At 69.6% G+C, this 12139-nt stretch carries 11 protein-coding genes and 1 other RNA gene; 2 read left to right on the plus strand and 10 right to left on the minus strand.

What is annotated here, in order from left to right; all coding sequences use genetic code 11:
• On the plus strand, positions 1-1281 hold a 1281-nt coding region (locus tag H4N64_RS35030), incomplete at its 5' end, for a glycoside hydrolase family 3 protein (RefSeq protein WP_186286570.1).
• Here H4N64_RS35030 and H4N64_RS35035 read toward each other — a convergent pair.
• The 6 genes from H4N64_RS35035 to ftsE all read right to left on the minus strand — a co-directional run bounded on the left by H4N64_RS35035 (position 1268) and on the right by ftsE (position 6327).
• Complete coding sequence (locus H4N64_RS35035; protein ID WP_186286571.1) at positions 1268-2236, minus strand: extracellular catalytic domain type 1 short-chain-length polyhydroxyalkanoate depolymerase; 969 nt, start codon at positions 2234-2236, stop codon at positions 1268-1270. The genes H4N64_RS35030 and H4N64_RS35035 overlap by 14 nt on opposite strands.
• A 155-nt stretch (positions 2237-2391) precedes the next feature.
• Positions 2392-2760, minus strand: a transfer-messenger RNA (tmRNA) gene (gene ssrA, locus H4N64_RS35040).
• 87 nt (positions 2761-2847) lie between these two features.
• Positions 2848-3390 (minus strand): SsrA-binding protein SmpB, encoded by a 543-nt coding sequence (smpB, locus tag H4N64_RS35045; RefSeq protein WP_222109771.1) that lies wholly within the window; start codon positions 3388-3390, stop codon positions 2848-2850.
• 58 nt (positions 3391-3448) lie between these two features.
• On the minus strand, positions 3449-4612 hold the full coding sequence (locus H4N64_RS35050; protein WP_186286572.1) for a S41 family peptidase: 1164 nt from the start codon (positions 4610-4612) through the stop codon (positions 3449-3451).
• 68 nt (positions 4613-4680) lie between these two features.
• Positions 4681-5598 (minus strand): permease-like cell division protein FtsX, encoded by a 918-nt coding sequence (gene ftsX, locus H4N64_RS35055; protein WP_186286573.1) that lies wholly within the window; start codon positions 5596-5598, stop codon positions 4681-4683.
• A gap of 39 nt (positions 5599-5637) precedes the next feature.
• Positions 5638-6327 (minus strand): cell division ATP-binding protein FtsE, encoded by a 690-nt coding sequence (gene ftsE / locus H4N64_RS35060; protein WP_186286574.1) that lies wholly within the window; start codon positions 6325-6327, stop codon positions 5638-5640.
• 234 nt (positions 6328-6561) lie between these two features.
• On the opposite strand from ftsE, the gene H4N64_RS35065 reads away from it, so the two are divergent.
• On the plus strand, positions 6562-6759 hold the full coding sequence (locus tag H4N64_RS35065) for a hypothetical protein (protein WP_186286575.1): 198 nt from the start codon (positions 6562-6564) through the stop codon (positions 6757-6759).
• 100 nt (positions 6760-6859) lie between these two features.
• On the opposite strand, the gene H4N64_RS35070 is transcribed toward H4N64_RS35065, so the two are convergent.
• The 4 genes from H4N64_RS35070 to H4N64_RS35085 all read right to left on the minus strand — a co-directional run bounded on the left by H4N64_RS35070 (position 6860) and on the right by H4N64_RS35085 (position 11991).
• Positions 6860-7456 (minus strand): hypothetical protein, encoded by a 597-nt coding sequence (locus H4N64_RS35070; RefSeq protein WP_186286576.1) that lies wholly within the window; start codon positions 7454-7456, stop codon positions 6860-6862.
• Positions 7457-7755: 299 nt separating this feature from the next.
• The gene (gene prfB, locus H4N64_RS35075; RefSeq protein ID WP_186286577.1) at positions 7756-8862 is read right to left on the minus strand and encodes a peptide chain release factor 2; all 1107 of its coding nucleotides are present in this window, start codon (positions 8860-8862) and stop codon (positions 7756-7758) included.
• Between the two features lie 110 nt (positions 8863-8972).
• Positions 8973-10205 carry a serine/threonine-protein kinase gene (locus tag H4N64_RS35080; protein ID WP_186286578.1) on the minus strand — a complete coding sequence of 411 codons (1233 nt, stop codon included), beginning with the start codon at positions 10203-10205 and terminating at the stop codon, positions 8973-8975.
• A 163-nt stretch (positions 10206-10368) separates the two neighbouring features.
• Positions 10369-11991, minus strand: coding sequence for a protein kinase domain-containing protein (locus H4N64_RS35085; RefSeq protein WP_186286579.1), 1623 nt, complete (start codon positions 11989-11991; stop codon positions 10369-10371).
• Between the last annotated feature and the right edge of the window lie 148 nt (positions 11992-12139).

A 12139-nucleotide genomic window follows, 5' to 3' on the forward strand; every position in this document is an offset into this window, starting at 1 on the left:
CCCTGGTGGGGCAACCCGGTCTACCTGGGGCCGACCGGCGCCGACGGCACGCTGGGCCTGGTGGAGAAGGCGCAGGCCGCGAGCTACGCCAAGGAGGTCGTGCGCAGCGGCGTCGAGGAGGCGGTCGCCGCGGTGAAGGGCAAGGACGCGGCCGTGGTGGTGGTCGGTTCGATGCCCGCGATCAACGGCCGGGAGAACCACGACCGAGAGGACATGAGCCTCGCCCCCGCACAGGAGGCCCTGGTCAAGGCGGTGCGCGCGGCCAACCCGGACACGGTCGTGGTCGTCGAGAACAGCTACCCGACGACCCTCGGCGCCCTCCAGAAGGAGGTCCCGGCGGTGCTGTGGACGTCCCACGCGGGCCAGGAGACGGGCAGCGCGCTCGCCGACATCCTGTACGGCGACGTGAACCCGGCGGGCCGCCTCACCCAGACCTGGTACCGCTCGGAGTCGGACCTGCCCTCCATCCTCGACTACGACATCATCAAGTCCGACCGCACCTACCAGTACTTCAAGGGCACCCCGCTCTACCCCTTCGGCCACGGCCTGTCGTACACGACGTTCCGCTACGGCTCGCTGAAGCAGGTCAAGGGCGGATATGAAGTGAAGGTCACCAACACCGGCACCCGGGCGGGCGACGAGGTGGTCCAGCTCTACACGCACCAGCGTGTCTCCCGCGACAAGCAGCCGCTGAAGCAGCTGAAGACCTTCGAGCGGGTGTCGCTGAAGCCGGGCGAGACGAGGACGGTGAAGCTGCGCGTCTCGGCGCAGGACCTCGCCCACTGGGACGTCACCCGCTCGAAGTGGGTGGTGGAGAGCGGCACCTACGACGTCATGATCGGCGCGTCCTCGGCGGACATCCGGGCCCGTACGACCTGGGGGGTCCAGGGCGAGACCATCCCGGCCCGCGACCTCTCCCGCACGACCCGCGCCGAGAACTTCGACGACTACGACGGCATCCGTCTCGTCGACGAATCGAAGGCACGCGGTACGGCGGTGTCGGCATCGGCGGACGGCGCCTGGCTGAAGTTCGCGCATGCCCACCTGGGCGCGGGCGCCGATGAGTTGACGGCACGGCTGGCCGGAGCGTCCGGCACGGTCGAGGTCCGCGTGGGTTCACCCACCGGCCCGCTCGCCGGTACGGCGCACTTCGCCGGGACCTCGTCGCCGTACACCTACGAGACGGTGACGGCGGAGCTGTCGGACGCGGCGAAGGGCCGTACGGACGTCTACCTGGTCCTCGGCGAGGGGATGCGCCTGTCGGCGTTCAGCCTGCGCTGAGCCCCCAGGCCAGCCCGAGCCGGTACGCGGCACACAGGTCCACGTCCAGGGAGTAGGCCCCGGCGGTCCCGCACTGTGTGCTGCCGGTCCCGGGGTCGACGGGCTGGCCGTGGCCCATGCCGGTGAGGCTGTAGGTCTCGACGACGCCGTTCCCCGCCGGGTCCCGGAAGACCTGGTGGGGATACCCGGCGACGGTGTCACTGACGTCGGCCGACTGGTCGGCGCCGTGGACGTCGGTCCACTGCTCCACCAGGTCGGTCATGTTGACGGGCTTCACGGTGTAGTCGGCGGTGCCCTGGAGAACGGTGAGGGTGGGCCAGGGCCCGCCGTACCCGGGCCGCGCGGCCCGCACCCGGTCGCCCCACTGGTCCGGGGTCTGCGTCGCACCGACGTACATGCACACGTACGGCGACCCGGCAGCCTGCGCGCACCCGTAGGGCAGCCCGGCGACGATGCCACCGGCCTTGAACTTCTCCGGGTACGTCGCCATCATCACGGCGGTCATCCCGCCCCCGGCGGAGAGTCCGGTGACGTACACCCGCGAGCCGCCGGCATCCGCGACCTGCCGGTCCACCATCTGCGCGATGGAGGCGGCCTCGCCCTGGCCGCGCTGGATGTCGCCGTTCTGGAACCAGTTGAAGCAGGAGGAGAGGTTGTTGCCGCTCTGCTGCTGCGGCAGGACGACGGAGAAACCCCAGCGGTCGGCGAGCTGGGTCCACCCGCTGCCGGTGCCGTACCCCGAGGCGTTCTGGGTACAGCCGTGCAGGGCGACGACCACGGGCCGCCCGGCGGGCAGCCCGTCGGGGACGTAGCGGAACATGCGCAGAGCGCCGGGGTTGGTGCCGAACCCGGTGACCTCCTGGAGGGAGGCGGCGGACGCGGGGGACGGGGTGAGGAGGACGGCGAGAAGGGCCGTCAGGACGGTGAGGAGGGTTGCGGCTCTGGTCTGTGTCATGCGGAGGGACCGTAGAAGCGTGAACGACCCTCCGATATGGAGCGGGACACCACAACGGAGGCGTCCACCATGGGCGTCACCAGCCGCCATGACAAAGGCCCCGCCGCTCGAAAGCGACGGGGCCTTTGCCCACATGGGGTCACCCCCGGAGGGGCTGGTGGAGATGGCGGGAATCGAACCCGCGTCCAACGGTGCGGAATCAGGGCTTCTCCGTGTGCAGTCCGGTACGAGTTTCTCAGCCCTCCGAATCACCCAGACAAGTTCGGAACGGGCTCAGTCACTGTTTGGTTTCCCTTTTCACCCCGTGACCGGGATCAAGGTTTAGTTCCCTAGCTGATGCCAGGATCCGGGTCGGGAACAGCCCCGGGCTGACACTTCGCAAGTCGCTACTTAGGCAGCGAGGGCGAAGGAATCGCGCTTGGTGTTGGCGATTATTTTTTGCGACATATGGTTTACGAGATCATTGCCGCTTCCTCGACACGCTTCCCCTGCTTCGACAGCCGCTGTCGAAACCGATCATCCCCATGTTGATTTTTCAATCTGCACACCGAAACGTCGTCCGGTGTTGCTGCCATCGTACGTGACCAACGTACCCGCGTGCCACCGTATTCCTACTGGCCCCGCTGCCGCCGCTTCGCCGCCGCGATGGCCCGGTCCGACTCCCGCCGGTCCTGCTTCTCCCGCAGGGTCTGGCGCTTGTCGTACTCCTTCTTGCCTCGTGCGAGAGCGATCTCGGCCTTCGCACGGCCGTCCTTGAAGTACAGGGCGAGGGGCACGATGGTGTGACCCGTCTCCTGGGACTTCGCCTCCAGCTTGTCGATCTCCTCGCGGTGCAGGAGCAGCTTGCGCTTGCGGCGCGCGGAGTGGTTGGTCCAGCTGCCCTGGTGATACTCGGGGATGTGGGCATTGTGCAGCCACGCCTCGCCCCGGTCGATCTGGACGAAGCCGTCGGTCAGCGACGTCCGTCCCTCACGCAGCGACTTGACCTCGGTACCCATGAGGACGAGACCGGCCTCATAGGTGTCGATGATCGCGTAGTCGTGGCGGGCCTTCTTGTTCTGGGCGACGATCTTGCGCTTGCCGCCCTTCTCGCCGTCCCTGGCCTTCGCGGCTCCGCCGCCCTGCTTGGGCTGGGACTCCTTGGGTACGTACATTCCCTTGCTCATAGTGCCGTCCATTTTCGCACTACGGAGGGGGTCCGCGGGAAGCGGTTTACTCGGGACCCAATCCGGTGAGCACGGTCTCGGCCCGCTCCAGGGCCTGCTGGTCCGCCTCCAGGTCGGGCGTGATGCCGTGGCCGTCGACCCCGCGCCCCGACGGGGTGCGGTAGTGCCCGACGGTCAGCTCGGCGACGGAGCCGTCGGGCAGCCTGCTCGGCATCTGCACCGAGCCCTTGCCGAAGGTGCGGGAGCCCACCACGACCGCCCGGCCGCGGTCCTGAAGGGCGCCGGTGACCAGCTCGGCCGCGCTCATCGTGCCGCCGTCGACGAGCGCGACCAGGGGTCTGGTGGTGTCGCCGCCGGGCTCGGCATGCAGGGCCTGCTGCTCGCCCTCGACGTCGTAGGTGGCGACCAGGCCGCCGTCGAGGAAGGCGGAGGCGGCGCTGACGGCCTCGGTGACCAGGCCGCCGGAGTTGCCGCGCAGGTCGAGGATGATCCCGTCGGCGGCCGGGGCCTGGCGTACGGCCGTGGCCACCGCGTCTCCGGAGCCCTTGGTGAAGGAGTCGATCCTGATCACCGTGACCCCGCCGACGATCCGGCGGGCGGTGACGGAGTCCGTGGACAGCTCCGCACGGTGCAGGGTGAGGCTCCACGCGCGCGTGCCCCGCTCCAGACCGAGCTTGACCGCCGTACCGGCGGGCGCGTCGGTGGCGTCGCCGCGCAGTAAGGAGACGACCTCGGTGACGGGCCACCCGTCCACCTTCCGGCCGTCGACGCTGCGCAGCCGGTCACCGGCCCGGATCCCGGCGGTCGCGGCCGGCGACCCGGCGTGCACCTTGGTCACTTCGATACGGCCGTCCCGCTCGCGCCGCGCCCACAGCCCGACGCCCGTGTACCGGCCGTCCAGGGCCTCCTCGAACTCCTCGTACTCGCCCTCGGAGTAGACGGCGCCCCAGCGGTCCCCGCTGCGGCTGACGGCGCGCTCGGCGGCCTCCATGGGGGACTTGCCGTCGGCCATGGCCTCGGCGGCGGCCTCGGCGACCTGCTCATGGCGGGCCGCGGTGGTCGAACGGGCCGCTCCGGGCGCCGACTTCCGGTCGGGTCCGGGCAGCGATCCCGTGGCCGCGCCGGCGACCAGCACGCTCGCGAACACCAATGTCAGGGCGGCCCCGCGGCGAATGCGACGGGGCTGGCAGAACAGGTCACGACCTGACATGCCGGTGAGTCTAGGACAACGCAAGGGGCCGTACGGCCCGTTGACCGGACGGCCCCTCTTGGCAAGAGTCACACCTTCAGGTACTTGCGCAGCGCGAAGAACGCGGCCAACGCCGGCATCAGCAGACTCGTGGCGAGGATGAGCGGCAGCTTCGTCAGGACCGCGTCCCAGCCGATGAAATTGATCAGATTCAGCTTCTCGGACAGCGCGAGACCGTGATCGATGATGAAGTACCGCGCGACCACCAGGAATCCACAGGCGACACCGCCGCCGATCAGTCCGGCGACCGCGGCCTCCATGATGAACGGCGCCTGGATGTAGAAGCCCGAGGCACCGACCAGGCGCATGATCCCGGTCTCACGCCGACGGCTGAACGCCGAGACGCGCACAGTGTTGACGATCAGCATCAGCGCGACGACCAGCATCAGCGCCATGATCGCCCGCGCGGCCCAGTTCATGCCGTTGAGCAGCCCGAACAGATTGTCCAGGATGCCCTTCTGGTCCTGCACCGACTGCACTCCGTCCCGCCCGTCGAAGGCGGTCGCGATGACCTGGTACTTCTCCGGGTCGGTGAGCTTGATCCGGTACGACTCCTGCATCTGGTCCGGCGTGAGGGAGCTGGCCAGCGGGGAGTCGCCGAACTGCTCCTTGTAGTGCTTGTACGCCTGGTCCTGCGACTCGTACGTGACCGTGTCGACGACCGGCATCTTCTTCAGGTCGGCGACGATCTCCTTCTTCTGGTCCGCGGTCACCGCGCCCTTGGCGCAGTTGGGGTCGGACTCGGCGTCGCTCTTGTTGCAGAGGAACACCGAGACGTTGACCTTGTCGTACCAGTAGCCCTTCATGGTGTTGACCTGGTCGCTCATCAGGAGCGACCCGCCGAACAGGGCGAGCGACAGGGCGACGGAGACGATGACGGCGAAGGTCATCGTCAGATTGCGGCGGAGACCGACACCGATCTCGGACAGTACGAACTGGGCGCGCATGGCGTCTGTTTCAAGCCTTTCCGTGAACTCGCTGCGGTCTCAGTGCTGGTAGCCGTAGACGCCGCGGGCCTGGTCGCGGACGAGGCGGCCCTTCTCCAGCTCGATGACGCGCTTGCGCATCTGGTCCACGATGTTCTGGTCGTGCGTCGCCATCACCACGGTCGTGCCGGTCCGGTTGATCCGGTCCAGCAGCTTCATGATGCCGACGGAGGTCTGCGGGTCGAGGTTGCCGGTGGGCTCGTCGGCGATCAGCAGCTTGGGCCGGTTGACGAAGGCCCGCGCGATGGCGACACGCTGCTGCTCACCGCCGGACAGCTCGCCCGGCATGCGCTCCTCCTTGCCGCCGAGCCCGACGAGGTCGAGCACCTGCGGCACGGACTTGCGGATCTCACCGCGCGACTTGCCGATGACCTCCTGCGCGAAGGCGACGTTCTCGGCGACCGTCTTGTTCGGCAGGAGCCGGAAGTCCTGGAACACCGTGCCCAGCTGGCGCCGCATCTGCGGAACCTTCCAGTTGGACAGGCGCGCGAGGTCCTTGCCGAGAACGTGCACCTGACCGTGGCTGCACCGCTCCTCGCGGAGGATCAGCCGCAGGAAGGTGGACTTTCCGGAGCCGGAGGACCCCACGAGGAACACGAACTCGCCCTTCTCCACTTCCAGGGACACATCCCTGAGTGCGGGGCGGGTCTGCTTGGGGTAGACCTTGGATACGTTGTCGAATCGGATCACGGATGCACCACGGGTCGCCGGGGGTAGATGAGCGTGACCATACGCGAGTCGGGCGCGGGGGCGCAGTCACCGGTCGGGGTTGCGCCAATGATGTGTGTATTTGTACCGGCTCCGGTCACCCCCTTCGGAAGCGCCCAGGCAGCCCCCGGAGGAACCTGGCACAGTAGAGAGGGGAACGTTCTGCGACCCTGAGACGTTCTCCCCCTGGAACCACTCACAAGAAGGGCGAGGCGCATGACGTACGACCGGCTGGTGTGCGCGAACTGCGCGGCGCCCGTGAACGAGGGCCGCTGCCCGGTCTGCCGGGCGAACCGCGAACGGCTCCAGCAGGAGAACCCGCTCGCGAACCTGACCCCGATGGCGCTGATCGCACTGCTCGCGGTGCTGATCGCGGCGGTGGCGCTGCTGGCGCACCAGACCGCGTTCGCGTAGGACGCCCGGAGACACACGAAGGCCGAAGACATACGAAGGGCCCGGAGCGACATTCCGCTCCGGGCCCTTCGTCACACACAGTGTGCGCGGGCGGCTACCGTCAGGCAGCCGCACCGCCACGGCCGCCCACCAGGCGCGGAAGCACCCGGAAGCCGATGCCACCGGCGATCATCGTCGCGGCGCCGACCAGCAGGAACGTGGTCTGCGCGGCACCGGTCTCGGCGAGCTCCTCACCACTGCCCTGGGCGGAGGTGTCGGAGGTGGTCTCCTCGCCGGTGTCGGTCAGGGAGGAGGAACCCTGCTGCTGGGCGGACTGACCGGAGCCGCCGTCGGGGTCGGTGTTGTTGCCGGTCCCGTTTCCGTTGCCATTGCCATTGCCGTTGCCGGGGTCCTCGGTCGGCTCGGTGGTGGGCTCGGTCGGCTCCGGGTCCTCGGTGGGCTCGGTCGGCTCCGTGGTGGGCTCGGTCGGCTCCGGGTCGTCGGTCGGGATGACGGTCGGCTCGGTCGGCTCCGGCTCCGTGGGCTCCGGCACCGTGGGCTCGGGCTCGGTGGGCTCCGGCGTGACACAGATGCCGAGCAGACCGCAGTCCTCACCCGTGTCAGCGGCAGCCACGCCGGCGGCAGTGAGCGAAGCGCCGGCCGCGATCACGGCACCGGCCGCGATCCGAGCGACACGGATCCGCGTCTTCTTGGTCATGTGGTTACTACCCCCAGTAGCTCATCGTCAGTGAGGCGGCGCTCGGAGCGGTGATCGACGGGGGTGGTAACTGAACTCACGCCCCCCGGTTCACATGCGCCCCAGAGATACGCATGCCACGCTTTACCCTTCCCATTTTTCAAAGCAACGTCAAGGCCGTTGCGTACGCGATGTCCAAGTACGGGTTTTTTGCCGGGGGATGGAGCCTGTGAGTGTGATGTAAAACCCAGACATCAGGGAACAGATAAGGCAACTGGCGCCCCGAAGGCGGCAGTTGCCTTATCGACAAAACGCTTCGCTTACTTCTCCTGCTGCTTGCGCCAGCGAATTCCGGCCTCAAGGAAGCCGTCGATCTCACCGTCGAGCACGGACTGCGGGTTGCCGACCTCGAACTCGGTCCGCAGGTCCTTGACCATCTGGTACGGGTGCAGGACGTACGAACGCATCTGGTTGCCCCAGGAGTTGCCGCCGTCGCCCTTGAGGGCGTCCATCTTGGCCTGCTCCTCCTGGCGGCGCCGCTCCAGCAGCTTGGCCTGGAGGACGTTCATGGCGGTGGCCTTGTTCTGGATCTGCGACCGCTCGTTCTGGCAGGAGACGACGATGCCGGTGGGAAGGTGGGTGAGGCGCACCGCGGAGTCGGTGGTGTTGACGCCCTGGCCGCCGGGCCCGGAGGACCGGTATACGTCCACCCGCAGCTCGGACTCGTCGATCTCGACGTGGTCGGTCTGCTCGACCACGGGCAGGACCTCGACGCCCGCGAAGGAGGTCTGTCGCCGCCCCTGGTTGTCGAACGGCGAGATCCGCACGAGCCGGTGCGTGCCCTGCTCGACGGAGAGCGTGCCGTAGGCGTACGGCGCCTGCACGGAGAAGGTGGTCGACTTGATGCCGGCCTCTTCCGCGTACGACGTCTCGATGAGCTCCGTCTTGTAGCCGTGGCGCTCCGCCCAGCGCAGGTACATGCGCTGGAGCTGCTCGGCGAAGTCTGCGGCGTCGACGCCACCGGCCTCGGCGCGGATGTTCACCAGCGCCTCACGGGAGTCGTACTCCCCGCTGAGCAGGGTCCGCACCTCCATCTCGTCCAGCGCCCTCTTGACGGCGGTGAGCTCGGACTCGGCCTCGGCACGGGTGTCCGGGTCGTCCTCCTCCTCGGCCATCTCGAAGAGCACGGCGAGATCGTCGATACGACCGCGCAGGGCCTCGGCCTTCCGCACCTCGGCCTGGAGGTGGGAGAGCTTGCTGGTGATCTTCTGCGCCTCGTCCGGGTTGTCCCACAGGGACGGCGCGGCCGCCTGCTCCTCAAGCACGGCGATATCTGCCCTCAGCTTGTCGAGGTCCAGAACGGCCTCGATCGACTCCATGGTCGAGGAGAGGGACTTGAGCTCTTCGGATACATCGACGACTGCCACGCTCCCAGCGTAACGGCTACGGCAAGCCATCAGCGCCGGGTGCCTGTGGCCGACCTCTCAGCAGCGGCAGCCCGCAGGCGCCGGGCCGCGCGTCCCACCCACCGCCACGGTCACGGCGATGCCGGCGCCGTGTTCTTCGTGTCCTGCGGCGTCGCGTCCGCGTCGTCCCCCGACGTCGCCAGCCATGTACCCACGCCCCCCGCGACCACCAGCACCACCGCCGCCGCCCCCACGGCCACCCGCCGTCGCCGCGTGGCCGCCTTGTGCCGGGCCGAGCCCGGTCGAGGGGCCCCCGAGGCCCGGGGCACCCGCGCCGTGCCGCGAGCGCCACCCGCCAGCTCGTCCGGTCCCGGAACCCTCATCGACGTATGGGTGTCACGGTTCGAGTCGGTCGGCTTCGCCCCCGGAACCAAGGGCACCGCGCCCCGACGCACCTGCCCCGACGGGGCAGGCTCCTGCGGCGCCGTCTCCTCCTCCACCGGCTCCGTGTCCGGCTCGTCCACGTCCAACGGCGGCATCCCCGCCAGCATCGGCAGCAGCTCCCGCAGCCGCACCCCCAGCTCGGACGCGCGCAACCGGGACGCGGGCGCCTTCGCCAGACACTGCACGACGAGTTGCCACAGCTCGTCGGGGATACCCGGCAGCGGGGCCACGGTCTCCGTCACATGGCGGCGCAGCACCGCCCCCGGATGACCGCCGCCGAAGGGGGTGAATCCCGCCAGCAGCTCGTACAGGACCGTGGCCAGCGCGTAGATGTCCACGGACGCCCGAGGCGGCAGCCCCTCCACGATCTCCGGCGCCAGATAGTCCGGCGTACCGATGATCTTCGTCGCCCGCGTCCGCTTCGGGGAGTCGATGAGCTTCGCGACCCCGAAGTCGGTCAGCAGCGCGGGGTGCGCGCCGCCGGGGCCCAGCGGACCCTGCATGTCCAGCAGGACGTTCTCCGGCTTCACATCCCGGTGCACGACCCCCGCCGCGTGCGCCGCGGCCAGCCCGTCCGCCACATCCGCCACGATCGCCACCGCGGCCTCGGGCGCGAGCCGCTTGTCGCGGTCGAGGCGGGTGCGCAGATCGGTGCCCCGGACCAGGTCCATGACCAGCGCGAGGTCGTTGCCGTCGACGACCAGGTCACGCACGGACACGACATGCGGGTGCTCAAGCCCCAGCAGCGCCGTCCGCTCCTGCACGAAGCGTCCGACCAGCTCCTGGTCGGAGGCGAGATCCTCGCGCAGCAGCTTGATGGCGACGGGCCCCTCGGGTCCCTCGCCCAGCCACACCGTGCCGGCGCTGCCCCGTCCGAGGATCTGGTGGGCGGTGTACCGGCTGCCGATCTTCCGTGCCAAGACTGCTCCTACAGACGCGTGGTAGTCGCTGCTGCGCCATCCTGGGGGACAACCCCCAGACCCCCAGCCGACAAAACTACGCGTCCGACGAGCCAACCTTCACCGCGGAGACGGAAATCACCCGCCAGGTGTCGACAAATCCACAGGCTCACTGCCTGTGGGCCTACTGGCCCGACGAGCTCCCGCCCAGGTCCCCGATCCACCCCGTCACCGTGGTGAACCAGTCCGTGAGCTGGTCCCAGTAGCCCTTGCCCGTGCCGATCCAGTCCTGCAGAGGGCTCAGCTCCCACACCAGCCACCCGGCCACGAACAGGATGACGATCGTGAACAGGCAGCCCTTGAGGCAGCCGAGACCCGGGATCTTCATCGGGTTGGCGCCGCGCTGCCGCGGCTGACGCGGCTCCCGCTGCGGCTGGGGCGTGGGCGGCGGCGCGTACCGCTGCGGCTGCTGGGGTCGAGGCTGCTGCTGCGGGGCGTACTGCTGCGGCTGCGGCTGCCCCTGCTGCGGGTAGCCGTAACCGGGCCCCTGCTGCGGCTGGGGCCGTCGCTGCGGCGGCTGCTGCGGGCGCGCGACCTGCCGCTGGGGGCGGCGGCGCAGCGGATCCTGGCTGGGGTCGAGGTACTGGACCTGCGTCTGCTCGTTACGGTCGCGCGCGGCCCGCAGCTGGTTCTGCCAGGGGTGCGGCTCCTCGGGGCCGCCGGAGGGCCCAGCGGGCTGCCCGGGCGGCACCGGAGGCATGACGGCGGTGGGGTCGGCGGCGCCGGACGGTCCCGCGGTGTGCGGCAGGACGCTGGTCGCGGCGTTCGGGTCGTAGGCGCCGGCGCCGTGCTGCAGCACCTGCGTGGGGTCGGCCGAACCCGGGACCGTCGCGGGCGCCGGGTCGGGCGCGAGGAGCGCGGCGACGCCCTCGGCGGCGGCAATCTGCGCGGAGTTCGCGTGCACCCCGATGCCCTCGGCGACGACCCTGAGGCCGCGCGCGAGGTTCTCGGCGCTGGGGCGATGGTCCGGGTTCTTGGACAGGCAGCGCTCGATGACCGTCCACAGCGGGTCGGGCACGGTGGAGGGGCGGCGCGGTTCGGCGCTCAGGTGCTGGTGGAGGACTTCGAGGGCCGAGCCGCCGGAGAACGGGGGGCGGCCGGTGACCAGCTCGTACAGCAGGATGCCGGCGCCGTAGATGTCGACGGCGGAGGTCTGCGGGCGGCCCTCGGCGGACTCCGGCGCGACGTACGCGGGCGTGCCGACGAACTCATGGGTGCGGGTCAGGCCCGGGGAGTCGGCGAGGCGCGCGATGCCGAAGTCGGTGAGCATCGGGTGCATCTGGCCGCCGTTCTGCTTCAGCAGGACGTTGGCGGGCTTCAGGTCGCGGTGCACGACGCCGTCGGCGTGGCTGGCGGCGAGCGCGTCGGCGATCTGGGCGGTGAGCAGGGCGGCGGCGACCGGACTGAAGGGGCCGTTCTCGCGCAGGTAGCGGTGCAGGTCAGGGCCGTCGACGAGGTCCATGACCAGCGCCAGCAGCTCGCCCTCGACGACGAGGTCGCGGACCCGGACGATGTTCGGGTGGGTCAGCCGGAGCAGGACGGACCGCTCCCTGAGGAACCGCATGACGATGTCGGCGTCGCTGGCCAGCTCCTCCTTGAGGACCTTGATCGCGACGGTCTCGCCGGGCTGGCCGGGCACGGCCGCCTCGGCGCCCGCGGTCTCACGCTGGCGGGCTCGCCAGACAGTGCCTGTGGCGCCGCGTCCGAGCGGCTCCTCAAGCAGGTACTTGCTGCCGACTGGCCGCACGTCACGCGCTCCCTGCTGATTGCCTGAAAGTGTTCCGATGTTCCGACCCACTGTAGTGCCGGACGGATCGAAGCAAAGGTTCGCAGGAAAGACGCTCGGGCCGCTCCGTTTGGTTGCCGAACCCGCGCGTGACCGATCTCAAATGATC

The organism is Streptomyces cupreus, from assembly GCF_014257025.1.
GTDB classification, from domain to species: Bacteria; Actinomycetota; Actinomycetes; order Streptomycetales; family Streptomycetaceae; genus Streptomyces; species Streptomyces cupreus.